The sequence below is a fragment of the Sphaerisporangium perillae genome, assembly GCF_023276435.1.
Lineage (GTDB): Bacteria > Actinomycetota > Actinomycetes > Streptosporangiales > Streptosporangiaceae > Sphaerisporangium > Sphaerisporangium perillae.
Genome location: NZ_JALLPO010000043.1, coordinates 19,935 through 42,788, shown reverse-complemented (window position 1 = coordinate 42,788; position 22,854 = coordinate 19,935). Strand labels below are relative to the sequence as shown.

At 68.5% G+C, this 22,854-nt stretch carries 17 protein-coding genes and 2 pseudogenes; 10 read left to right on the top strand and 9 right to left on the bottom strand.

What is annotated here, in order from left to right:
* Positions 1-495: 495 nt before the first annotated feature.
* On the bottom strand, positions 496-1,743 hold the full coding sequence (locus MYF83_RS33720) for a sensor histidine kinase (RefSeq protein WP_248964803.1): 1,248 nt from the start codon (positions 1,741-1,743) through the stop codon (positions 496-498).
* Positions 1,740-2,396 (bottom strand): response regulator transcription factor, encoded by a 657-nt coding sequence (locus tag MYF83_RS33715; protein WP_248964802.1) that lies wholly within the window; start codon positions 2,394-2,396, stop codon positions 1,740-1,742. Before MYF83_RS33715 ends, MYF83_RS33720 begins: the two co-directional genes overlap by 4 nt.
* A 118-nt stretch (positions 2,397-2,514) precedes the next feature.
* On the opposite strand from MYF83_RS33715, the gene MYF83_RS33710 reads away from it, so the two are divergent.
* From MYF83_RS33710 to MYF83_RS44570, 5 genes and pseudogenes are all read left to right on the top strand, one after another.
* Positions 2,515-3,600 carry a serine hydrolase domain-containing protein gene (locus MYF83_RS33710; RefSeq protein WP_248964801.1) on the top strand — a complete coding sequence of 362 codons (1,086 nt, stop codon included), beginning with the start codon at positions 2,515-2,517 and terminating at the stop codon, positions 3,598-3,600.
* A gap of 397 nt (positions 3,601-3,997) precedes the next feature.
* Entirely contained in the window at positions 3,998-4,141 is a 144-nt protein-coding gene (locus MYF83_RS33705) for a hypothetical protein (RefSeq protein ID WP_248964800.1), read from the top strand.
* Positions 4,141-5,274: a peptidoglycan-binding protein gene (locus tag MYF83_RS33700; RefSeq protein ID WP_248964799.1), complete on the top strand. Its 1,134-nt coding sequence runs from the start codon at positions 4,141-4,143 to the stop codon at positions 5,272-5,274. The genes MYF83_RS33705 and MYF83_RS33700 overlap by 1 nt, the downstream gene beginning before the upstream one ends.
* Positions 5,271-5,675, top strand: a pseudogene (locus MYF83_RS44575) (ABC transporter ATP-binding protein); the annotation flags it as partial. The gene MYF83_RS33700 and the pseudogene MYF83_RS44575, both read left to right, overlap by 4 nt.
* A 42-nt stretch (positions 5,676-5,717) precedes the next feature.
* A pseudogene (locus MYF83_RS44570) lies at positions 5,718-6,161 on the top strand (ABC transporter permease); the annotation flags it as partial.
* Positions 6,162-6,541: 380 nt separating this feature from the next.
* On the opposite strand, the gene MYF83_RS33685 reads toward MYF83_RS44570, so the two are convergent.
* The 3 genes from MYF83_RS33685 to MYF83_RS33670 all read right to left on the bottom strand — a co-directional run bounded on the left by MYF83_RS33685 (position 6,542) and on the right by MYF83_RS33670 (position 11,705).
* A complete protein-coding gene (locus MYF83_RS33685; RefSeq protein WP_248964798.1) occupies positions 6,542-7,795 on the bottom strand; it encodes a molybdopterin-dependent oxidoreductase in 1,254 nt (417 codons plus the stop codon).
* 261 nt (positions 7,796-8,056) lie between these two features.
* A complete protein-coding gene (locus MYF83_RS33680; RefSeq protein WP_248964797.1) occupies positions 8,057-9,313 on the bottom strand; it encodes a Dyp-type peroxidase in 1,257 nt (418 codons plus the stop codon).
* 223 nt (positions 9,314-9,536) lie between these two features.
* Positions 9,537-11,705, bottom strand: coding sequence for an amylo-alpha-1,6-glucosidase (locus MYF83_RS33670; protein WP_248964796.1), 2,169 nt, complete (start codon positions 11,703-11,705; stop codon positions 9,537-9,539).
* A 353-nt stretch (positions 11,706-12,058) separates the two neighbouring features.
* Here MYF83_RS33670 and MYF83_RS33665 point away from each other — a divergent pair, with 353 nt between their 5' ends.
* The 3 genes from MYF83_RS33665 (at position 12,059) to MYF83_RS33655 (ending at position 15,445) form a co-directional block, all read left to right on the top strand.
* Entirely contained in the window at positions 12,059-12,439 is a 381-nt protein-coding gene (locus MYF83_RS33665) for a helix-turn-helix transcriptional regulator (RefSeq protein ID WP_248964823.1), read from the top strand.
* A gap of 5 nt (positions 12,440-12,444) precedes the next feature.
* Positions 12,445-12,861 carry a VOC family protein gene (locus MYF83_RS33660; RefSeq protein ID WP_248964795.1) on the top strand — a complete coding sequence of 139 codons (417 nt, stop codon included), beginning with the start codon at positions 12,445-12,447 and terminating at the stop codon, positions 12,859-12,861.
* A gap of 193 nt (positions 12,862-13,054) precedes the next feature.
* On the top strand, positions 13,055-15,445 hold the full coding sequence (locus MYF83_RS33655; RefSeq protein WP_248964794.1) for an ATP-binding cassette domain-containing protein: 2,391 nt from the start codon (positions 13,055-13,057) through the stop codon (positions 15,443-15,445).
* A gap of 52 nt (positions 15,446-15,497) precedes the next feature.
* Here the strand turns inward: MYF83_RS33655 and MYF83_RS33650 are convergent, their stop codons facing one another.
* Positions 15,498-15,902, bottom strand: a complete 405-nt coding sequence (locus tag MYF83_RS33650; protein ID WP_248964793.1) for a hypothetical protein — start codon at positions 15,900-15,902, stop codon at positions 15,498-15,500.
* A 224-nt stretch (positions 15,903-16,126) separates the two neighbouring features.
* Positions 16,127-17,326 (bottom strand): cytochrome P450, encoded by a 1,200-nt coding sequence (locus tag MYF83_RS33645; RefSeq protein ID WP_248964792.1) that lies wholly within the window; start codon positions 17,324-17,326, stop codon positions 16,127-16,129.
* A 136-nt stretch (positions 17,327-17,462) separates the two neighbouring features.
* On the opposite strand from MYF83_RS33645, the gene MYF83_RS44015 reads away from it, so the two are divergent.
* Positions 17,463-17,954 (top strand): SDR family NAD(P)-dependent oxidoreductase, encoded by a 492-nt coding sequence (locus MYF83_RS44015; protein WP_308201543.1) that lies wholly within the window; start codon positions 17,463-17,465, stop codon positions 17,952-17,954.
* Positions 17,947-21,099: an AfsR/SARP family transcriptional regulator gene (locus MYF83_RS33635; RefSeq protein ID WP_248964790.1), complete on the top strand. Its 3,153-nt coding sequence runs from the start codon at positions 17,947-17,949 to the stop codon at positions 21,097-21,099. The genes MYF83_RS44015 and MYF83_RS33635 overlap by 8 nt, the downstream gene beginning before the upstream one ends.
* Here the strand turns inward: MYF83_RS33635 and MYF83_RS33630 are convergent.
* The gene (locus MYF83_RS33630) at positions 21,083-21,844 is read right to left on the bottom strand and encodes an ABC transporter permease (RefSeq protein WP_248964789.1); all 762 of its coding nucleotides are present in this window, start codon (positions 21,842-21,844) and stop codon (positions 21,083-21,085) included. The two genes, MYF83_RS33635 and MYF83_RS33630, sit on opposite strands and share 17 nt — an antisense overlap.
* Positions 21,841-22,785, bottom strand: a complete 945-nt coding sequence (locus MYF83_RS33625; RefSeq protein WP_248964788.1) for an ATP-binding cassette domain-containing protein — start codon at positions 22,783-22,785, stop codon at positions 21,841-21,843. The genes MYF83_RS33630 and MYF83_RS33625 overlap by 4 nt, the downstream gene beginning before the upstream one ends.
* Between the last annotated feature and the right edge of the window lie 69 nt (positions 22,786-22,854).

Here is a 22,854-nt window from a genome sequence, read left to right as displayed (position 1 = left end):
GGCGAGCCGGTAGTCCATCAGTTCCTCGGCGGACTGTAAGCACTGGGAAACGATCATTGTGTGTCCGGGAAGCGATCATCGAACCCTCGGATTCGCACAGCTCAGCCGTACTCGTGAACGCCCCTGGCTAGCTAAACACCCTGTTTGGCCTCGGATCAGATCGCCACGGTAGGCGCGCCTGGTGTGCCCGGAGGCACCAGTGACCAGATCCGGGCGTGAGGAACCGGCGGACAGCGGTTATCGATCCCTCTGAGGCCCAGTTGACGTTCAGCCTGCGGCGATCTGGTCGATGATGAACGTAGCCTTCTTTGCCCGTCCGCTGTCGTCATGGCCCAAGGCTGCGAAGTTGAGGCGCCCATAGGCATCGGTGGCGAGAAGGTAGCGTGCGTCGGCGGCGAAGATGAACGAGCCTTCTCGCTCAAAGGTACCGGTGAGCGGGTACGGTGCGGTACCTGGCGCCGGTGGCGTTCAGCATCCCATAGGCGCTGGGTGCGCTCATTCAGGGGGACGGCTCCTTGGTTTGCCGAGCGCATGGTGGACGCCAGGTGTGAGCGGCGACCGCAATCGCGTCATCGTGCCGACCGCTCTGCCGTCGCTCGAGTTGTGCGGGAGGTCGATGGTGATGTCGAGGCCACCGCCGGTATGGGCGGTAACCACGATGTGTCCCCGGTGAGCGAGGGTGATCGCGCGGACGATCGTCAGTCCCAGGCCCAGGCCGTCGGTGCGGACGCGGGTACCTTGCCCGTGCACGAACGGTTCCAGCAGCATCTGCGCCTCGCCGGGCGGGATCTTCCTGCCGGTGTTGGAGATGCGCAGGACTGCGCGTCCGTCCGCCGTGTGGGTGTCGACGGTCAGGTGGCCGCCGGTCTGGTTGTAGCGGATCGCGTTGTCGACCAGGTTGCCGATCATGCGTTCCAGCAGGACGGGTTCGCCGTTGACCGGTGCCGGCCGGAGCCGGGGTCGTACCGTGACGTCGGCGGCTGCCGCTCGTGTTTGGGCGGTGTCGAGGGCGGTGGCCGCGAGAGTGGCCAGGTCGGCCGGTTCACGTGCGGTGAGCCCGGCCTGGCTGCGGGCCAGCAGCAGCAGACCGTTCAGGACGCGTTGCATGTGCTCGACGGCGTTACGGACGTCGGCGGCCATCGCGCGCAGTTCGGCGTGGCTGGGGTTTCCGTCCAGGGTGACGTCGATCGCCGTGCGCGCGGTGGTCAGCGGCGTACGCAGTTCGTGGGCGGCATTGGCGGTGAACAGCCGCTGGCTGTCCAGGACCCGGTCCCGCTCAGCGATGCCGCGCTGAATGCGGTCCAGCATGTCGTTGACCGTGCCCGCTAGCGTCGACAGCTCGTCGGCGGGGGTGGTGACCGGGACCCGTTCGGTGAGGTTCTCGGCCGACAACCGGCGGGCGGTGAAGGAGATCATGCGGATGGGCCGCAGCACTCGTCCGGCCACCAGCCAGGCCAGTACGGCGGCCAGGGCGGTCACCATGATGAGCGCCAGGCCGGCCTGGGGCAGCAGTGCGGCCAGGGTGTCGGCCTGCACCCGATCGGCGAGATCGTGCAGGTCCTGCGTCTGGGGTGGCATCAGCTGGAGCGTGCCCTGTGGGTCGGGCCCGGTCGGGTCCAGATGGGTGACGAGGGCGGGGCGCCGCTTCATCAGTAGGTAGGTCAGCCCGGTCAGCGCGGCCCCGGCGGCGAGCACCAGGGCGGTCTGCAGCAGGGCGAGCCGGGCCCGGGCCGTCAGTTTCACGGGCCGATCCGGTAACCGGCGCCGATGACGGTCTCGATCAGCGGTGGGTCGCCGAGCTTGCGGCGCAGCGTGCCGACGGTGATCCGGACCGCGTTGGTGAACGGGTCGGCGTGTTCGTCCCACACCCTCTCCAGGAGCGTTTCCGCGCTGATGACGTCACCGCCGGCGGCCAGTAGTTGCTCCAACACGCCGAACTCCTTGGGGGTCAGGCGCAGCAGCCGGCCGTCCCGTTCGGCGCTGCGCCGTGCCGGATCCAGACTCACCCCACCGGCGCGCAGCACCGGCGGGCGGGCCGGCGCGCTGCGCCGTATCAGGGCGTGCACCCGGGCGACCAGCTCGGAGAACGCGAACGGCTTGCCCAGATAGTCATCCGCTCCCAGCATCAGCCCGCTCACCCGGTCATCCACGGCGTCGGAGGCGGTCAGCATCAGCACCCGCGACTCGCCCTGCTGGGCGAGCCGGCGGCAGACCGCGTCGCCGTGCACGATGGGCAGGTCCCGGTCCAGGACCACCACCTCGTACGGGGTGAGCTCGCACTTGTCCAGCGCGCTTCGGCCGTCCAGGGCGACGTCGACGGTGAAGCCGTGCTTGCGCAGCCCCGCCTGGATGTAGCCGGCGAGAGGCTGCTCGTCTTCGACCAGGAGCACACGCATCCGGGCAGTGTCGCAACGTCGGCATATGGAACACGTATGGTCCGCCGATCGCCCGCCGATAAGCGCCGGCCGGTAAATGTGATCACCCTCAAGTCTCCGCAGAAAGGATCACGACGAGATGAGCCGTGCACGAACGGTCGGCCTGACCGGGCTGGCCTCCGCCATGCTGGCGTTGAGCATCCCCGCACCCGCAACCGCGGCCGACCAGGCCCGCCTGGGAGACGTCCAGCAAGCGATCAGGAATCTGGCGAAGACGGATGGAGTGGTGGGCGCCATCGGCGAGGTGTACGTCGACGGCAGGCGGGCGGGCAAGGGGACGGCGGGCTCACGTCTGCTGGGTGGCAAGGGCGGCCGCATTCCCGCGGATTCCCGCTACCGCATCGCCTCCCAGACCAAGCTGATGGAGGCCACGATCATCCTGCAGCTGGTCGGGGAAGGCAAGCTCGGCCTGGAGGACAAGCTCAGCGACGTCCTGCCGGAGATGGCCGAACACGACTACGTGGATCGGGCCGGCGAGATCACCGTGCAGCAGTTGATCCGCCATACCTCGGGCATCCCCGACTTCATGGAAAGCGGGAAGTTCGACGTCTTCGACTTCACCACCTCCTACAAGCCGATCGACCTGGTCAAGGCCGCGCGAACCGTTCCCCGGCAGGGCGAGCCGGGGCAGTACCGCTACTCCACCACCAACTACGTCCTCCTCGGCATGATGATCGAGAAGGTGACCGGCCACGATCGGGCCACCGAGTTCAAGCGGCGCCTGTTCGCCCCGCTCGGCATGAAGCACACCTATCTGGCCACCAAGGTCTCCGACCGGATCAAGGGCCCGCACGGGCACGGCTACTACCCCGATGACCAGGGCGTACCGCGCGACGTCGATCGGATCAACGCCACCATCGGCGGCCAAGGAGTGATCTCCACCCCGCACGACGTCAGCGCCTTCTACCGCGCCCTCAACCAGGGCAAGCTGGTGCCGTCGGACCTGCAGAAGCAGATGCCGCGGCCCTTCCCGGAGCTGTGTGGCGGAACAGTCTCCTCGGCCTCGGGCAGCATGCCCGGAACCAGTTCCGTCACCTTCTCCTCGGTCGACGGCCGGACCCAGTTCGCGATGGCCGCCACCCTGAAGGTCGACAACGAGAAGGCCATGGCCGTCGGTGACGCCATGAAGAAGGCCGCCGAAGCCGTGCTCTGCCCCGGCCAATAACCGGGGGTCATCGGCCAACCGTGATAGGGCGCACCTCAGGCCCATTCGCTTACAGAGCCGCGTGTGACGGAAGAGGCACGCGCTTCGAAAGCCCCTGGCAGCCCCGCGACAGGTCGGCGATGCGGAAATGCCGAGGGCATCCAGCCCCAACCTCGAACAACGTTCATCCGACGGTTCATTCGACAAGGAGAGTTCCCATGAGACGACGAGTCCTCAGCGCGCTGGTCACGGCACCGTTCGCGCTCACCCTGCTCCTGACCGGCTGCGGCTCCGGCGACGACGGCGGCGGCACAGGCGGCTCAGGAAGCGTGCAGGCAGTACGCCCCCAGCGGCCAGCAGCAGGTCCGCAACGACCCCAAGATGGCCGAGAACCTGCGCAAGCTCGCGCAGTGCATGCGTGACAAACGGCGTCGAGGCCTATCCCGACCCCGAGGGCAGCATGATGCGCATCACCCAGGAGGCCGGCGAGGACCCCGACTTCAAGGCCGCGGAAGAGAAGTGCCAGAAGGAGTCCGCTGACGCCAGCCCGGGAGGTTCCTGATGGCGATGGCCACCATCGACGGCAAGACGGAGCCGGGGACCACGCCTCCCAGGCAGCGCCGCCGCCGTGGCAGGGGCAAGCTGGTGGCCGGGCTGCTGATCGCAGTGGCGGCGGCGGGCGGCGGGTTCGTCGCGGTCAACAGCACGAGCCTGCTCGAGGGCGGTGCCGGTCCCACGCAGTCGGCCGCGGCCCTGCCCCCCGCCACCACGACGGTGACCAAGCAGACCCTGAACGACACCAGGGACGCCGACGGCGAGCTCGGCTACGGCCCCGTGACCTCGGCCCTGACCCGCCAGCCCGGCACGATCACCTGGCTGCCCGACAGCGGCGCGACGATCACGCGCGGCAAGTCGCTGTACCGGGTGGACAACAAGCCGGTCGTGCTCCTGTACGGGGATGTGCCCGCGTACCGGGATCTCAAGATCGGTGTGGAGGGCAAGGACGTCGAGAATCTGGAGCGCAACCTCAAGAAGCTCGGCTACGACGGCTTCACGGTGGACGACGAGTACACCTACGACACCAACGAGGCCGTCAGCCAGTGGCAGGAGGACCGCGGCCTGGACGAGACCGGCGTGGTCGAGCTGGGCCGGGTCGTCTTCGCCCACGGAAAGGTCCGCGTGGAGAGTCTGGAGGCCGAGGAGGGCCAGTCGGCGCAGCCCGGCCAGAAGGTGCTGACGTACACGGGCACGTCCAAGGTCATCACGGTGCAGCTCGAGGCCGAGGACCAGCGGATGGCCAAGAAGGGCGCCAAGGTCGATGTCACGCTGCCGGACGACAAGACCGTCAAGGGCAAGGTCACCGAGGTGGCCACGGTCATCGTGCCAGGGGAGGGCCAGAACGCCGAGCCGGAGACGCGGGTGGAGGCGCTCGTCTCGATCGGGAACGCCAAGGCTGCCAAGGGGCTGGACAAGGCGGCGGTGGACGTGACGTTCACGGCGTCGCAGCGCAAGAACGTGCTGACCGTGCCGGTGGCGGCGCTGGTGGCGCTGCAGGAGGGCGGGTTCGGCCTCGAGGTCATCGAGCGCGGCAGGTCGCGCTACATCGCCGTCGAGACGGGGATGTTCGCCGGGGGACGGGTCGAGGTCTCGGAGGGCGGGCTCACCGAGGGCATGACCGTGGGCATGCCGAAATGACGTACCCCATGATCGCGCTGACGGACCTGTCCAGGACGTATCCGGACGGGGTGACGGCGCTGAAGTCGGTTTCGCTGCGGATCGACCACGGCGAGCTGGTCGCCATCGTTGGCCCGTCCGGGTCGGGCAAGTCGACCATGCTCAACGTCGTCGGCACCCTCGACCGGCCGTCGTCCGGAACCATCCACATCGACGGCTACAACGTCTCGAAGCTGTCCGACAGCCAGCTCTCGGCGCTGCGCGCGACCACGATCGGGTTCGTCTTCCAGTCCTTCCACCTGGCCGCCAGGGTCCCCGCGCTGGACAACGTGGCCGACGGCCTCATCTACACCGGCCTGAGCAGGGCCGAGCGCCACCGCCGCGCGGCGGTGGCGCTCAAGCGGGTGGGCCTCGAGCACCGCATGGACCACGAGCCGCACGAGCTGTCGGGCGGGGAACGGCAGCAGGTGGACATCTCCCGCCCGTCCGACGCGCTAGCCGCCAAGCAGGCAACCAGCCAGGCGTTCACCAGCCTCCTCCTGGGGGTGGGCGCGGTGGCACTGCTCGTGGGCGGGGTCGGGGTGGCCAACACGATGGTCATCTCGGTCCTGGAACGCCGCGCGGAGATCGGCCTGCGCCGCTCGCTGGGGGCCACCAGGGGGCAGATCAGGACGCAGTTCCTGGCCGAGTCCCTGCTGCTGTCGGCGCTGGGCGGCACCGGCGGCGTCCTGCTGGGGACGGGGGTGACGATGGGATACGCGCTCTACAGCGGCTGGCCCTCGGTCGTCCCGGCCTGGGCCACGATCGGCGGCCTCGCCGCGACCCTCCTCATCGGCGCAATCGCCGGACTCTACCCGGCCATCCGCGCCTCTCGCCTGTCCCCGACGGAGGCTTTGTCCACACCATAGACGCCAACGACCGCACACTTCGGGGCGCTCAGAGGCGCAGATTGCGCGACCGCTTATCGTAACGCCCCGTATATGGAACGGATATGGGCCGCCGATCGGCCACCGATCAGTACCGCCCGGTAGATGTGATCACCCTCGAAGTCATGTTGAGAAAGGATCGAGAATTCGGACGCTCACGCGGCGGGGTGACCACCAAGCTGCATCTGGCGGTCGAGCAGGGGCAGAGCGCGGGATGAATCGCCTTAAAACGGCACCGTGCCGTGGACACGAGGTACGACAAGCTCGCCGTCCGCTACGAAGCGACCGTACTGGTCGCGGCCATCAACGATTCTCCGCTCGGGTGTGCGGCGGAGTGACCATGGGCGACGGAGGTCTGTTGGTCAGGGCATGTCGGAGTCTGGAACCACGATGAGGTTCAGCGGGTAGTGCCCGTTGTAGCCGAGCCCGTGCTGGTTCCACACGACGTTCTCCGGGCGAGGCTGGACGTTGCCTGCTTTGTCCTTCGCCCGGGACATCACGCGGTACTGCCCTGGCTTGACCCCCGGCCACGGCACCTCGAAGCGCACCCACATATAGGGTTCGGAAGTGTTCAGCAGCCTTGCCGCACGCCATGGCATTTCGGTGACCCATCGGCCGGGTGAGACCAGCTTCTCCACCGAGACGTCGACGTGGTCGATCGCGCCGGCCCCTGACCACGCCCGCCCGCGCAGGGTGATGTCGCCGGGATACAGGGTGACCTCCGGGTCGTGCTCGATGGCGCTGCGGACGGGGCCGACGCTCAGGACGACGGGCTTGGGGTAGGCGGGACCGGTCAGCACGTGCCTCGTCTGCAGCCCTGTCGGCGAAATGCGCCGTTTGGATACCTCGATCTCGCCGAGCCACTTTATGTACGTGACGGCGGCCCACCCCGAAAGGATCAGGCGGAGCGGGTAGCCGTGGTCGACCGGGAGGTCTTGTCCGTTCATGCGGTAGACCAGCAGGGTGTCGTCCTTGAGCACCTTGTCGGCGGGGGCGACCTGGGAGTAGTGGATCTTCCCGCCGGGGAAGCTGTGGTTGACGATGACGTCCAGGCCGGTGAACTTCACGTCCATCGGGGATTCGGCTCCGGCCGCCGCCAGCACGTCCTTGGCCCGTACCCCTGTCCATTCGGCGGCTCCCACCGCGCCGAAGTGCCATTGGGTGTAGCCGACCGGGAGCCAGCGATGGTCGGCCCCGCCGGGCGGCAGCTTGGGGAAGAAGGCGGCGCAGTTGGCGCCGCAGTCGATTACGCGCTTCAGCGTCACGGACGGCATCGCCAGCAGTTCGTCGTAGGTGAACGACCGGGGGCGGGTGAGCGCGTCACCGGTGAGCTTGAGCCGCCAGGTCCGGAGATCGATCTGTGGAGGGCGGGCCCGGTTGTGGATGTACAGCCGGTCGTTGGGTATCACCTCGCCGTATCGCTGGCGCTCGCCGGCGAGGGGCGCCCGGCCGACCGGGCCCCATTTCATCTCCTCCGAGCCGTTCTCTCGGTGAACGAAGTACCAAGACGGCGTCGGCTGGACGACGAAGTTCGTCGCCTCCGTCGAGGGAGGCGCGGCCGTGCCGGCAGCGGAGGGCGCTTCACCGATGAGGAACGGCGCCGTGGCGCCCGCCACCGAGCACGCCAGGAACCACCGCCGTGAGCACTCCGCTTTTGATGTGATCTCCTGAGGGCGATCGATGCCGTCCTCGCCATGGTCCCGATGGTGCGCCACTATGAGCACCCCCCCACTGCCCGATGCCCCAATCGGGCGATTAGTGCAGTATCGGCGTATATCTCCCCATACCCCGCCTGTCCCGAAGTCCTAACCTCGATCATGTCCACGCCGAGCCGATGCCCGTCACACCGCCGCATCCGTTGGCCGTGTGCCGTTCGGTCAGGTCAGCAGGGTGCGGGCGTAGTAGTCGTGGTCGTCTTTCACGCCCGGGAGGGCGAAGAAGTAACCTCCGCCGGTCGGGGTGATGTAGGGGACGAGCATCTCGTTCTCCAGTCGCCGCTGCATCTCGATGTAGGTGCGCAGTTCGCGCTGGAAGCAGCAGAAGGCGTGCCCGGCGTCCATGCGCCCGTCGACGTCCGGGGCGCGCATGTACTGGTAGCTGCGGCGCCAGATGTGCACGGGCGGCACCTTGTCCGGCACGTACGGGTTGGGCGCGGCGAAGCGGGAGTCGGCCGTCTGCGGGTTGGCCAGGCGGACATGGCAGTTGAACGGCATCACCGCGCCCGCCGGATCGTAGACCACCGGCGAGTTTTCGTCATGACCGCCGTTCAACGGGACGCCGGTGGCCTTGTGCCGGCCGATGGTCTTCTGCTGCCGCTCGACCGGCACCCGGTTCCACTTCTCCAGGTCGAACCGGACGATTCGGACTACCTGGTAGGTGCCGCCGGTCGTCCAGGCCGGCTCGGGGGACGGCGGATGCGCCCAGACGAACTTGTCGATCCGCCCCTTGACGTCGGTCAGGAAGTGATTGGCCACATCGTCGTGGAATCCGAGCAGGTCACGAGGAGTTCCGCTGGGCCGCTGCGGGCTACGGAACCCGTCGATGCGCCACCGCTGCCGCATCAGGCCCGCGGTGCGCGTGTGCAAGTCGATCAACGCGTTCACCAGTGCGTCGGAGTGGTTGGCGCACAGCTGCAGGAGAAGGTCCCCATGACACTCCGCCGGGTTGAGTTCGTCATGGGCGAAGGCGGTCATGGGCACCAGCTCGACGGGTTTGCGGCCGGACAGCCCGAAGCGGTCGTCGAACAGCGAGGACCCAACGGCGACGGTCACGGTCAGGCCGTCCGGTACCAGAGTGGTGCCGAGAAGACCGGAACCCGACGAGCCCGAGGCGGGCCGCGCAGGCCCGCCGCTGGTCAGGAAGCGGGCCCGCGCGGTGAGAATGCGGAACAGATCGGTGAGCTGATCGCGGGTCTCGGCGGTCACGTCGTAGGCGACGAAGACCCCCTGCTGCTGCGGGACCCGCGGCGGCTGGGTTATGCCGGACTGGTGCACGCCATGGAAGGGCACGATGTCGCCGGCGATCGGAGAGCGCTCCCGCGAGCGCTCCCGCACCGGCTGACCGGCCGCCGCGCCGAGGAGCCCGGCGGTCAGTGTCCCTCCCATGAACGACCGGCGAGAGTATGAGTGGGACATGCTTTCACGCTAGGAAGCCCGCGATCGCTCTTACAAGGCGTGACCTCGGTTTTTGGTGGCAATTTACCGTCTACTTTGCTCGCGGCCGAAGGTCGCTCGTCCCGGTACTTTCTAGCCGCCTCCGAACTGCTGGACCTGCTGACCGCCGCCGAGGCCTTGCTCGCGGCCACCGGCCATGCGATCGCGCTGTGCCCGGCCTACGGCACCTGGACCGGCTGCTGCTCTAACCGCCTCGCCGCGCCGAGTGGAGGGACGTGGTGGTCAGGGGGCGCGGCTCGGGGACCAGGCTGATGGTCTCGGGCAGCCCGGTTACGATCGGCGTCTCGCTGCCCTCCTCCACCTCCACGGTGATCCAGTCCCCCCCGAAGGGGCAGCTGGAGATCTGCAGCCACCCGAAACCTTGGGGCAGGACAGGGGACATCCAGAGCTTTCCGCTCGGCACCGACGGGTCCATGCGCAGCAGGGTGCGGAGGAGCTGGATCGGGGTCGCCGACGCCCACGCCTGCGGCGAGCACGAGGTCGGGTACAGCACGGGCACTGGGAACTCCGCCCGGTCGAAGCCGCAGAACAGCTCCGGCAGTCGCCCGCCGAAGGCCCGGGCCGCGTCCAGCAGGCCGGTGGCGACGCGCTGGGCCTCCTCGACGAAGCCGTAGCGCATGAGCCCGGCGGCCGCCAGCGCGCTGTCATGGGGCCACACCGACCCGTTGTGGTAGCTCACGGGGTTGTAGGCGCCCATGTCCGAGGCGAGCGTCCGGACGCCGAAGCCGGTGAACATCCGCGGCGACATCAGGTGCTCGGCCACCGATCCGGCCTTGTCCTGGTCGACGATGCCCGACCACAGGCAGTGTCCCATGTTGGAGCCCAGGCCGTCGATGAGCCGGCCGTCGCGGTCCAGGCCCATGGCGTAGTAGCCCTGGTCGGGCAGCCAGAACCTCTCGTTGAAGGCCTCGCGCAGCGCCGCGGCCTTGGCCGCGTAGCGTCTCTCGGTCTCGGTGTCGCCCGCCTCCTGCGCGAAGGACTGGCGGTCGACGTAGGCGGCGTAGACGTAGCCCTGCACCTCGGCCAGGGCGATGGGCGGCCGAGCGAGGGCGCCGTCGGCGAAGTTGATCCCGTCGAAGGAGTCCTTCCAGCCCTGGTTGAGCAGCCCCTGGTCGGTCTTGCGCCGGTACCACAGGAAGCCGTCGCGCATGCCGTACCGCTCGATCCAGTCGAGCGCCGCGTCGGCGTACGGCATCAGCGCTTCCACGGCCTTGCGGTTCAGCCCCCAGCGGCGCAGCTCCCCGAGGAGGACGACGAACAGCGGGCTGGCGTCCACCGAGCCGTAGTATGCCGTCGCGGCGGAACCCGAAGCGGTGGTCCGCACGCCGTAGCGCAGCTCATGCATGATCTTGCCCGGCTCCTCCTCGGTGAGCGGGTCCACCTTGACGCCCTGGAGCCGGGCCAGGCGCCACAGCGTGCCGAGGGCGAGGTTCGGGTCCAACGCCAGGGCGAGCCACGAGGTGAGCAGGGAGTCACGCCCGAAGAGGGTCATGAACCACGGCGCGCCCGCTGCGATGCTCGGCGGCTCCTCCGGGCGGTCCGGCTCAAACAGCCGTAGCGAGCCCAGGTCGGCCCGCGACCGGTCGATGATGTCGGCGAGAACCGCGTTGGAGGTGCGGAGTACAGGGCTTTGCACCTCCCATTCGGACAGCAGTCGCGCGGCGGAACAGTAGCCAGCCTCGTCGTGCTCCGCCGGGCATTCGGCCGAGAACCAGGGCTCTGTCTCCACCCCCTCGATGATGGGGTTCACCTGCACGACCAGCCTCAGGTCTTCTCTGGCCGGCACGACCACGCGGAAGATCAGCTGGCCGGGAGAGGACACGACGATCACGGGCGTGTCCTCTCCGCCGGCCACCACGCGGACGCCCCGCCCACGGCTGGCCGAGAAGACGCGCAGTGCCCGCTTTTCGGCGGTCGTCTCCACGTCGGCCGCGTAGTGTACGCGGTTGGTCTTGACCTCGAACAGGTCGCACACATCAGAGCTGAGGAGCAGGGACGCGACGCATCCGGCCGGCTCGTCGGACATGTTCCGCAAGACGATGTCCTCGCACAGGCCGCCTCCGACGTAACGGTCCCTGATCACGAGCAGCGTGCTCTCGCCCTGACCGGGGCGCGGGGTGGCGCGGCCGATGAAGGTCGCGTGGTACGGCTCAGCCGCCAGGACCTGCAGCTCCTCTACCGGGGCGTCGTCGATGCGCAGCTCCCACCGGGACAGCAGACGGGTGTCGGCGTAGAAGATGCCGTGCGCTCCTCCCGGAATGATGTCCCCGCTCCGCGTGGAGACACAAAACGAGCCGCCGGCGACCAGCGTTGTGCTGGCCCCGCCGAGCGCCCTCGGCTGCCCTTCGAACATCCGTCCATCCACAGCTCGGCCCTCCAACCTCATTGTCCCCCTTTGTCGGTTATATGCACAGGTGGGGGGGTTTATCGGCGAACGTCGGCATGATCGCCCAGGCCGGCGCGCAGACACGCTGGCATCCACCTCGAGCGCGCGATCGAGACCGCCGGGGGACCCGAGCGGTTCGAGGACGAGGTCCGGCAGTCGCGCGAAGAGTCGCCCGCAGCAGTCGACGGATCGTGTCCTCGGCGCTCCGCGCTTTCGAGCAGCCAGACCTCTACTGCGTCGGCACCGGCGGCGCAGCGCTGTGGGATGCTGGTCGCGTGACGTTGGAGGACCTTGTCCGGCTGCGCCGGGTCCGTGACCTGATGGACCGCGACTACGCGAAGCCGCTCGACGTTCCGGCGCTGGCGCGCGCCGCCCTCATGTCGCCGGGCCATTTCTCCCGCAGCTTCCGCGCCGCCTTCGGGGAGACGCCGTACAGCTACCTGATGACGCGCCGGATCGAGCGGGCCAAGGCGCTGCTGCGGCGGGGTGACCTGACGGTGACGGACGTCTGCTTCGCGGTCGGCTGCACATCGCTGGGGTCGTTCAGCTCGCGGTTCACCGAGCTGGTGGGCGAGAGCCCGAGTTCATACCGGGCCCGCCGCCATGACGAGGGCGCCGCCATCCCAGCATGCGTCGCCAAGATCCACACGCGACCGGTCAGGAATGGAGAAGCGAACCCTGCTCCCCGGCCCGTAGCGTGAAACGCATGGGCATCAAGCTTTCACAGTGCTTCATCGCAGTCGACGACCATGACAAGGCGCTCGCCTTTTACCGGGACGTTCTCGGCCTCGAGGTGCGCAACGACGTCGGGTTCGAGGGGATGCGCTGGGTGACCGTCGGGGCGCCGTCGCAGCCCGACGTGGACATCGTCCTCGAACCGCCCGTCGCGAACCCGAACGCCTCGCCCGCCGACAAGGAGGCCATGGCGGAACTGCTGGCGAAGGGCCTGCTGCGCGGTGTCATCTTCAGGACCGACGACTGCGACGCCACCTTCGAGCGCATCCGCGCCGCGGGTGCCGAGGTGCTGCAGGAGCCGATCGACCAGCCGTACGGTGTCCGCGACTGCGCCTTCCGCGATCCCTCCGGCAACATGCTGCGCTTCAACCAGCCTCACGGGCAGTGAGCTCTGGTCCCCTGAATCGCGACGGCCGCTGGTCGGTCTGACGCCTCGGCCGGGCGCGCCGCGTGGCCGGGGCCCAGAGGCTCCACGGGCCGAAGCGAAGGAGAACCAGACGTACGCTCGAAGCCGGTCAGATCGAGCCAGGCGACGCCGACGGAGACCGCGAAGGCGGCCCCGCGTAACAGATGGAGACACGATGAGCATGGCCACGAGGACGGACACGCAGTCGCCTGCGCCGCACGTTGCCGACAGCCACGATTTGATCCGCGTGCTGGGCGCGCGCGTGAACAACCTCAAGGACGTCAGCGTCGAGCTCCCGAAGCGCCGGCTGACGGTGTTCACCGGCGTCTCCGGCTCGGGCAAGAGCTCGCTGGTGTTCGGCACGATCGCCGCGGAGTCGCAGCGGATGATCAACGAGACCTACAGCGCCTTCGTGCAGGGCTTCATGCCGACGCTGGCGCGGCCGGAGGTCGACGTACTCGACGGGCTGACGACCGCGATCATCGTCGACCAGCAGCGGATGGGCGCCGACCCCCGCTCCACCGTCGGCACCGCCACCGACGCCAGCGCGATGCTGCGCATCCTCTTCAGCCGGCTCGGGCAGCCGCACATCGGCTCGCCCCAAGCCTTCTCCTTCAACGTCCCCACGGTCCGAGCGAGCGGTGCGATCACGGTCGAACGCGGCGACCGCAAGGCTGAGAGAGCGACCTTCACCCGCATCGGCGGCATGTGTACGCGCTGCGAAGGCCGGGGCACGGTCTCCGATCTCGACCTCACCCAGCTCTACGACGACTCCAAGTCGCTCGCCGAGGGGGCGTTCACCATCCCCGGCTGGAAGTCCGACAGCTTCTGGACGGTGCGGGTCTACGCCGAGTCGGGCTTCGTCGACCCGAACAAGCCGATCCGCACGTACACCAAGAAGGAGCTCCACGACTTCCTCTACAAGGAGCCGACCAAGGTGAAGGTCGACGGCGTCAACCTCACCTACGAGGGGCTGATCCCGAAGATCCAGAAGTCGTTCCTGTCCAAGGACCGGGAGGGGATGCAGCCGCACATCCGGGCGTTCGTGGACCGGGCGGTCACCTTCACCGCCTGTCCCGAATGTGGTGGCACCCGGCTCAGCGAGGCGGCCCGCTCCTCGCGGATCGGCGCGATCAACATCGCCGACGCCTGCGCGATGCAGATCAGCGACCTCGCCGAATGGATCCGCGGCCTCGACGAGCCGTCGGTCGCGCCGTTGCTCGCCAAGCTCCTGCACACCCTCGACTCGTTCGTGGAGATCGGGCTGGGCTACCTCTCGCTCGACCGGCCGGCGGGCACGCTGTCGGGCGGCGAGGCACAGCGCACCAAGATGATCCGCCACCTCGGCTCCTCGCTCACCGACACCACCTACGTCTTCGACGAGCCCACCACGGGCCTGCACCCCCATGACATCCAGCGGATGAACGACCTGCTGCTGCGGCTGCGGGACAAGGGCAACACGGTGCTCGTCGTGGAGCACGAGCCGGAGACGATCGCGATCGCCGACCACGTCGTCGACCTCGGCCCCGGCGCCGGTACGGCGGGCGGCACCGTCTGCTTCGAGGGCACCGTCGAGGGGCTGCGGGCCAGCGGCACCCTCACCGGCCGCCATCTCGACGACCAGGCCGCCCTCAAGGAGACGGTGCGGACGCCCACCGGCACGCTGGAGATCCGCGACGCGACGGCGCACAACCTGCGCGACGTCGACGTCGACGTCCCGCTCGGGGTGCTTGTCGTCGTCACCGGCGTCGCCGGCTCCGGCAAGAGCTCGCTCGTGCACGGGTCGATCCCCGCCGGCGCGGGTGTGGTGTCGATCGACCAGAGCGCGATCCGCGGCTCGCGACGGAGCAACCCGGCGACGTACACCGGACTGCTCGACCCGATCCGCAAGGCGTTCGCGAAGGCCAACGGCGTGAAGCCGGCCCTGTTCAGCGCCAACTCCGAGGGCGCCTGCCCCAACTGCAACGGCGCCGGCGTCATCTACACCGACCTGGCGATGATGGCCGGCGTCGCCGTCACCTGCGAGGAGTGCGAGGGGAAGCGGTTCCAGGCATCGGTGCTGGACCACCACCTCGGCGGCCGCGACATCAGCGAGGTGCTCGCGATGTCGGTGACCGAGGCCGAGGAGTTCTTCGGCGCCGGTGAGGCGCGCACGCCGGCCGCGCACGCCATCCTCGAGCGGCTCGCCGACGTCGGGCTCGGCTACCTCAGCCTCGGCCAGCCGCTCACTACGCTGTCCGGCGGCGAGCGGCAGCGGCTCAAGCTGGCCACCCACCTGACCGAGAAGGGCGGCGTCTACGTCCTCGACGAGCCGACCACCGGCCTGCACCTCGCCGACGTCGAGCAGCTGCTCGGCCTGCTCGACCGGCTCGTCGACTCCGGCAAGTCGGTCATCGTCATCGAGCACCACCAGGCGGTCATGGCGCACGCCGACTGGATCATCGACCTCGGCCCCGGCGCCGGCCACGACGGCGGCCTGATCGTCTTCGAGGGCACACCCGCCGACCTCGTCGCCGCCCGCTCCACCCTCACCGGCGAGCACCTCGCGGCCTACGTCGGCACCTGACCGAGGCCCCCGTGACACCGTGAGACGAGTTCTCTGCGCGGGTCGGCATCCGTCAAGCGGCGTCGAGGGCCTCGGTGATCTTGCGGGCCATCTCAGCCATGGTGGGGCTGGGCTCGCCCTTCGGGGGCCGGGCGGCTGCTTCGATGGCGACGATGACGGTGCGGCGGAAGTTGTCGGCTTCTGCCGGAGCCTGCTTGTTGAGCAGGCTCATGGCTGCCGTCAGGGCCGGTAGCACCTGGTCGGCCAGGTCGGCTGTGGACTTGCCGTACTTCACGCCCTTGGGCGCCTTGGTGAGCACGTGTCCGACCAGGCCGGTCGCGGAGGTCAGGGCGATGGAGCCTTCGGTGGCGGCCTTGTGGGGCGAGCCGGCGGCAGCAGCGGCGGACATCAGCGAGACGGCGCCCCACGCGGCGGTCCGCAGGGTGAGCGTGTCCTGGTCGTTAAGGGTGACGGACATGGTGGTGTGCTCCTTTGAATCTGTTACGAAATTCGATTGAACGGACGGATGGTGGAATGCGGTCCTGTGGGTGCCCGTAGTTGTGAGATTGCTCAGGTCGGGTCGCCCGAGGGGATCCGGGGTTGAGGAACCAGCGGACAGCCGTTTTCGATGAGAACGATCTTGTTCGGGGTGCCAAGTCGCGGAACGGGGTGCGGGATGGGACAGGTGCTGCCGGCTCGCGGTCACACGTCCCAGGTGACCGGGAGGCTCTTGACCCCGTAGATGTCCGCGGTCTCCGGGCGCAGAGCAACCTCTTCAGCCGGTATGGCCAGGCGCAGTGTGGGGAAGCGGTTGACCAGCGCGGGGAAGGCGACCCGCATCTCGACGCGGGCCAGCTGCTGACCCAGGCACTGATGGATGCCGTGGCCGAAGGCCAGGTGCCCGCCCTCCTGCCTGCGGAGGTCGAGCACGTGGGGATCGGCGAAGCGCTCGGGGTCGCGGTTGGCGGTGTTGTACGACAGGATGACCATCGTGCCGGCCTCGATGGTCTGGCCGCCCAACTCGACGTCCTCCAGTGCCGTCCTCATGAACGTCTTGGCGACGCTCAGATACCGCAGCAGCTCCTCCACGGCCCGGTCGGCGAGCGCGGGATCGGCGCGCAGCGCGGCCGGCTGCGCCGGGTTGCGCAGCAGCGCGAAGGTGCCCAGCGCCAGCATGTTCGCGGTGGTGTCGAACCCGGCCGCCAGCAGAATCAGGCTCATCCCCCGCAGCTCCTCATCGGTCAGATCGCTGTCCATGAGGTCGCTGAGCACGTCGTCGGCGGGGTTCGCGCGCTTGGCGGCCACCAGCTCCGCGAGGTAGTGCTGGGTCGCGGTGTAGGCCGCGATCATGTCCTCGTCGCTTGTCTCCCCGCCGAGGAACGAGTCGATCTGCTCCTGGAAGGAGCCCCGGTCCTCGTACGGCACCCCCAGCAGCTCACAGATCACGATGGCGGGGATGGGCTTGGCGAACGCGGTCACCAGGTCCGTCGGCGGCCCGGCTTTCTCCATGGCGTCCAGGTGGTCGGCGGTGATCTGCTCGACGCGCTCGGTGAGCTGTCGCATCCGCCGGACGGTGAACTTGCCCACCAGCGGTTTGCGGTAGCGGCCGTGCTGGGGCTCGTCCATGAGGAGGAACTCACCGGGCGGCGCCGGGGGGATCTCCACGCCGGTGAGGTCCATCAGCGGGTGGTGGCGCATGAGCTCCTTGCGTGAGCTGAACCGCGGGTCGGCCAGGACCGACCGGACCTCGTCGTAGCCGGTGATCAGCCAGCCCTCGTGTCCGTCGGGGAAGGGGAAGCGGCTCATGGGGCTGTGCCGGCGTGCCTGGATCAGCTCTGCCGGCGGGTCGAAGGGGCAGCCGGGCTGACGCGCGGTCGGCAGCGTGGTGATGGTGTGTTCCATGGTCATTCCTCTCATCGGCCTAGGTTCTACTCGCGATAGCACGTGTTTTCCGCCAGCTCGAAAGCTGCGTTGCATTCGGAATTCCTGTCAACCGTAGGAAGTGCATTCAGGCAGGTGATGAGCACTGATTGAGGCAATGACGCTGCGCGCGAATGCAATGATGCGTTGCAACGACCGTGCAGCGCGAGCGCCGTCGGGGGTCGGCAGCGTGGTCGGGCCGCGATCGCTGAACCGTTCATGGCATCCACCATCGCCGACCGCTCTGATACCGGGCTGTTGCCGTGCTGACGCGGCCGCTGACACGACACCGCATCTCGCGGGTCAGGCAAACGTGTTGGATATTCGGCGGATGCTACGGCGACCCCTACAACAACGCGGGCATCACGTTTCGGCATCCCCCGGCCGTGCCTCCTACCCCGCCTCCAAACACGGAGTCATCGGCCTGACCAGCAGCGCCGTCCTCGAATACGCCCCGCGCGACATCCGCATCAACGCCGTCTGCCCCGGCACCATCGACACCCCCATGGTCAGCGTCGTGATCGCCAAGGAGAGCTCGACCGCGCCGAGGCCGAAGCCGACCAGCCCAGCAACGGCTCGGGACGTCGCCATGGTTCGGCACAATGACTGATGTGCGAGTTGAATTGCTTGGACCGTTCGAGGTCCGGAACCGCGATGGGGCCGTGGTGGAGGTTCCTGGCATTCGGCTGCGCGCGCTGCTGGCTGCGCTCGCCCTCGAACCTGGCCGGATCGTCTCGCGCGCGAGGCTGGTGGACTGGATTTGGGGGCAACGGCCGCCCGCGGACGAAGTGAACGCCCTGCAGGCGTTGGTGTCCAGACTGCGCAGGGTGTTGCCGGACGGAGTGATCGAGGCGGATTCCGGCGGGTACCGGCTGGCCGTGGCTCCTGATGCCGTGGACGTGTACCGGTTCGAGCAGTTGGTCGGTCAGGCCCGTGCCGCCGAGCCCGCGGCGCGGGCGGATCTGCTGCGCTCGGCCTTGGCATTGTGGCGCGGTACGGCCATGGCGGACATCGCACAGCGGGACAGCGATGTGTTCGACGCCGCGGTCGCGCGTCTGGACGAGCTCTACGTTGCCGCGCTCGGGGATCGGGTGGATGCGGATATCCGCCTCGGCCGTGGCTCGGCGTTGGTCTCCGAGCTGACCGGGCTGGTTGCCGCGTATCCGCTGCGGGAGGGGTTCGTGGCGGCCTTGATGCGAGCGCTCGCCGAGGCTGGGCGTGGGAATGAAGCGTTGACCGTGTACCAGCGGACGCGCGAGCGGCTCGCTGAGGAGTTGGGCACCGATCCGTCGGCCGAGCTCTCCGCGCTGCACACCGCGTTGCTGCGGGGCGAGCTGGGCGAGCGGGCGGAGAACCGCAGGACGAACCTGCGCGCCGAGCTGACGAGTTTCGTCGGCAAGGACAATGACATCGCCGCGGTCGCCGTTTTGGCCATCGGGCACCGACTGGTCACCTTGACGGGCGCGGGTGGCTCCGGCAAGACAAGGCTGGCCACGGAGACCGCGCGGACGATGCTCGCCGAGCTGCCGGATGGGGCGTGGCTGGTCGAACTGGCCTCGGTGCGGGCGGGCGGTGAGCTGGCGCAGGCCGCCCTTACCGCGATCGGCCTGCGTGACCAGCCATTGCTCGGTGATGCGCGGGGTGGGGAACCGATGGATCGGCTCATCGCCGCGCTCCGGGAGCGCGCGGCCCTGCTGATCCTGGACAACTGCGAGCACGTGATCGAGGCGGCCGCGGCTTTCGCGGATCGGCTTCTGGGAGAGTGCCGGAGGCTGCGGATTCTGGCCACGAGCAGGGAACCGCTCGGTATCACCGGAGAGGTGCTGTGGCAGGTCGAGCCACTCGCGCTGCCCGCGAAGGGAGCTGACCCCTCCGAGGTCGGATCCTCGCCCGCGGTGCGGCTGCTGCGGGACCGCGCGGGTTTGGTGCGCAAGGACATCGGCTCCGACGCGCACACCTTGTCGGCCATGGCGCGGATCTGCCGGGCGCTCGACGGGGTGCCGCTGGCGATCGAACTGGCCGCGGCACGGCTGCGCACCATGTCTGTCGATCAGCTGGCACATCGGCTCGATGACCGATTCCGGCTGTTGACCAGTGGCAGCCGTACGGCGCTTTCCCGGCACAAGACGCTGCGCGCGGTGGTGGACTGGAGCTGGGATCTTTTGTCCGAGGCCGAACGCAGCGTGCTGCGGCGGCTCTCGGTGTTCTCCGGCGGGGTGAGCCTGGATGCGGCCGAACGGGTGTGCGGGGACGAGGCGTTCGCCGGGGAGCAGGTGCTCGACCTGCTGACCGCGTTGATCGAGAAGTCGCTGCTGCTCGCCGACGGCGAGGGCACGCCGCGCTACCGGATGCTCAACACCATCAGGGAATACGCGGCGCACCGGCTCGCCGAAGCCGGGGAAAGCGAGCCGGCGCGCCGGGCGCACCTTGCCTACGTCACCGAGTTGGCCGAGACGGCCGAGCCGCACCTGCGTCGAGCCGAGCAGTTGGAATGGCTGTCCACGCTCGAGGCCGAGCACGACAACATCAGTACGGCCCTGCGCGAGGCGATCGCCGAGGGATGGGCCCAGGAGGCGATGCGGCTGGTCGCGGCCGTGGGCTGGTACTGGTTCCTCAGCGGGCACAGGGCCGAGGGCACCGAGTTGAGCATCGCGGCGGCCTCGCTGCACGGTGAGGTGTCCGATGAGGTGCGGGCGATGGCGTACGCCATCGTGACAGTGTTCGTGACCTCCGGGCCCGGCCGCGATCAGTATCAGGCGCAGGAGTGGATCCACGAGGCGCACCGGTTGACCCAGCGCAGCGAGTATCGCCACCCTATGCTCGGGTTCGTCGCGCCGCTGGAGCGGATGCTGCAGGAGCCGACGGATTTCCTGCCCGCGTTCGAGCCGCTCATCGCCGACGACGATCCATGGGTGCGCGCGCAGGCCAGGCTCACTCGTGGCCGGCTGCGGCTCACGCTCGGCGGCGACGAGACTGACGTGGACATCGACGCCGAAATCGCCCTTGCCGAGTTCCGCACGCTGGGTGACCGGTGGGGGACCTCGTGGGCGCTGACCTTCGTGGCCGATCGGCTCGCCATGCGCGGCGAGTTCGCACGCGCGTGTGAGCACTACGAAGAGGCGGCTGTGGCGCTGACCGAGGTAGGCGCGACCGAGGACGTCATCGGCCTGCGGGCGCGGCAGGCTCAGCTGTACTGGCTGCTCGGCGATGAGCGATCCAGCGCGTCCGCCATGGCCGAAGCGCAGCGGTGCGCGGACGGGATCGCCTGGCCGGACACGCTTGCCGAGCTGGCGCTTTCGGAGGCGCGGCTGGCGCTCTGGCGCGGCGAGCCGGACAAGGCACACCAGCACCTGGCCACGGTGCAGGCGATGCTGGGCAACGAGGAACTGAGCGACATGGCCCGCGCCAAGGCCATGGACCTGTACGGCTACCTCACCGAGGATCTCGACAAGGCCCGCGCGCATCGGAGCGAGGCGTTCCGCGCGGCTGTGGAGACGACGTATCCGCCGCTGATCGCCGAGATGTTGATCGGGATCGCGGATCTCGCACTGCGCCAGGGACAGTACGAGCAGGCCGTGCGATTGCTCGCGGCAAGCGACGGCGTGCGCGGTACGCCGGATCGTTCGCAGCCGGACGTTTCTAGGATCGCCGCGGACACGCGGAATCGCCTCGGTGAAACCGTGTTCACCGAGGCGACTCGTGACGGACAGCGGCGGGATTGGCGTGAGCTGGCCGAGATCACCCTCGCTTCGTGAACGTCGCGCGCGCCCACAGGTAGCCGATCAACGCGATCCCCATACACCAGGCGGTCGCCGTGATGGCCGAGCCCGCCGATGGCGCGCCGGTCAGCAGCCCGCGCAGGGTTTCGATGATCGAGGTGAACGGTTGGTACTCGGCGAACTGCCGCGCACCCGCCCCCATCTTGTCGGCCGGCACGAACGCGCTGCTCAGGAAGGGAAGGAGCATCAGCGGGACACCGATGAGGCCCGCGCTTTCCACCGACTTCGCCGCGAGGCCGAACGCGACGGTCAGCCAGCCCATCGCCAGTACCGCCAACGCGACGATACCGATCACTCCGAGCCACTCCGTGAAACTCGCCGACGGCCGGAATCCCATCAGAAACGAGACTCCGATGATGAGCGCGATGGCCACCAGGCTCCGTAGCATGGACGCGATCACGTGCGCGTTCAGCACCGCGCCCCGGGACACTTGCATGACGCGAAGCCGGTTGATGAATCCGGTCGTCATGTCGGAATTCACCGCGATCGCGGTGGGGCTGATCCCGTAACAGATGGTGGTAATGATCAACCCTGGCGTCGCGTAATCGGCATAGTTGACGCCGACGTTGAACGCGTCGCCGAGTATGTAGACCATCAGGAACATCAGAACGAGCGGCATGATGATGCCGTTGAACAGTGCCAGCGGATTTCGCATCGTGTGCCGGAAGTTGCGCCGCAGCATGGTCGCGGAATCCGCCAGGGAAGCTGAGATGCCATTCATTGTGCGTTGATCTCCTTGCGCGCGTGACCGGTAAGGGCGAGGAAGACGTCATCCAGGTCCGGTGTATGCACCGACAGTTCCTCGGCTTCGATGGAATGCGCATCGAGCCGATCGAGCAGCGCGCGTAGCGACCGCACCCCGCCGTCGCCGGGTACACGCAAGGTCAGCTCTTCGGCGTCCCTTGTGGACTCGTGCAGGACCCGTGCCGCGGCGTCGAGTGCGTACTGATCGGTGAACCGTAGCCGGACATGGCTGCCGGGAATCCGGCGCTTGAGCTCATCGGCGGTGCCCTCGGCGACCAGCCGGCCCTGATCGAGTACGGCGATCCGGTCGGCGAGTTGGTCGGCCTCCTCGAGATACTGAGTGGTGAGGAAGATGGTCGTACCGTCGGCCACCAGTTCCCGGATGATCTCCCACATGGTGCGGCGGCTGCGCGGATCGAGTCCCGTCGTGGGCTCGTCCAGGAAAATGATCTGCGGCTTGCCGACCAGCGTCATGGCAAGGTCCAGCTTGCGGCGCATGCCGCCGGAGTAGGACGCCGCCAGTTTGCCCGCCGCTTCGACGAGATCGAACCGGTCGAGCAACCGGTCGGCGATTCGTTTGCCCTCTGCCCTGGGCAGGTGCAGGAGATCCGCCATCAGCAGCAGGTTTTCCTCGCCGGTGAGCAGGTCGTCCACCGAAGCGAACTGCCCGGTGACCCCGATCGCCGCGCGCACCGCCTTGGTCTCCGTGGCCACGTCGTGCCCGGCGACGACCGCCTTCCCGGCGTCGGGGGTCAGCAGCGTGGTCAGCACGTTCACCGTCGTGGTCTTCCCGGCGCCGTTGGGCCCGAGCAGGGCGAAGATCGTGCCGGTCCGGACGTTCAGGTCGATGCCGTCGAGCACGATCTTGTCTTTGTATGCCTTTCGCAGCCCCGAGGCCGCGATCGCTGAACCGTTCATGGCAGCCACCATCGCCGACCGCTCTGATACCGGGCCGTCGCCGTGCTGACACGGCCGCTGACACGACAC

Coding starts and splice junctions, on each gene's coding strand:
- MYF83_RS33660 (WP_248964795.1), top strand. CDS start 12,445: ATGGGCATCAAGCTTTCACAGTGCTTCATCGCAGTCGACGACCATGAC.
- MYF83_RS33700 (WP_248964799.1), top strand. CDS start 4,141: ATGGCGATGGCCACCATCGACGGCAAGACGGAGCCGGGGACCACGCCT.
- MYF83_RS33635 (WP_248964790.1), top strand. CDS start 17,947: ATGACTGATGTGCGAGTTGAATTGCTTGGACCGTTCGAGGTCCGGAAC.
- MYF83_RS33630 (WP_248964789.1), bottom strand. CDS start 21,844: ATGAATGGCATCTCAGCTTCCCTGGCGGATTCCGCGACCATGCTGCGG.
- MYF83_RS33655 (WP_248964794.1), top strand. CDS start 13,055: ATGAGCATGGCCACGAGGACGGACACGCAGTCGCCTGCGCCGCACGTT.
- MYF83_RS33715 (WP_248964802.1), bottom strand. CDS start 2,396: ATGCGTGTGCTCCTGGTCGAAGACGAGCAGCCTCTCGCCGGCTACATC.
- MYF83_RS33665 (WP_248964823.1), top strand. CDS start 12,059: ATGGACCGCGACTACGCGAAGCCGCTCGACGTTCCGGCGCTGGCGCGC.
- MYF83_RS33680 (WP_248964797.1), bottom strand. CDS start 9,313: ATGTCCCACTCATACTCTCGCCGGTCGTTCATGGGAGGGACACTGACC.
- MYF83_RS44015 (WP_308201543.1), top strand. CDS start 17,463: ATGACGCTGCGCGCGAATGCAATGATGCGTTGCAACGACCGTGCAGCG.
- MYF83_RS33645 (WP_248964792.1), bottom strand. CDS start 17,326: ATGGAACACACCATCACCACGCTGCCGACCGCGCGTCAGCCCGGCTGC.
- MYF83_RS33625 (WP_248964788.1), bottom strand. CDS start 22,785: ATGAACGGTTCAGCGATCGCGGCCTCGGGGCTGCGAAAGGCATACAAA.
- MYF83_RS33710 (WP_248964801.1), top strand. CDS start 2,515: ATGAGCCGTGCACGAACGGTCGGCCTGACCGGGCTGGCCTCCGCCATG.
- MYF83_RS33650 (WP_248964793.1), bottom strand. CDS start 15,902: ATGTCCGTCACCCTTAACGACCAGGACACGCTCACCCTGCGGACCGCC.
- MYF83_RS33670 (WP_248964796.1), bottom strand. CDS start 11,705: ATGTTCGAAGGGCAGCCGAGGGCGCTCGGCGGGGCCAGCACAACGCTG.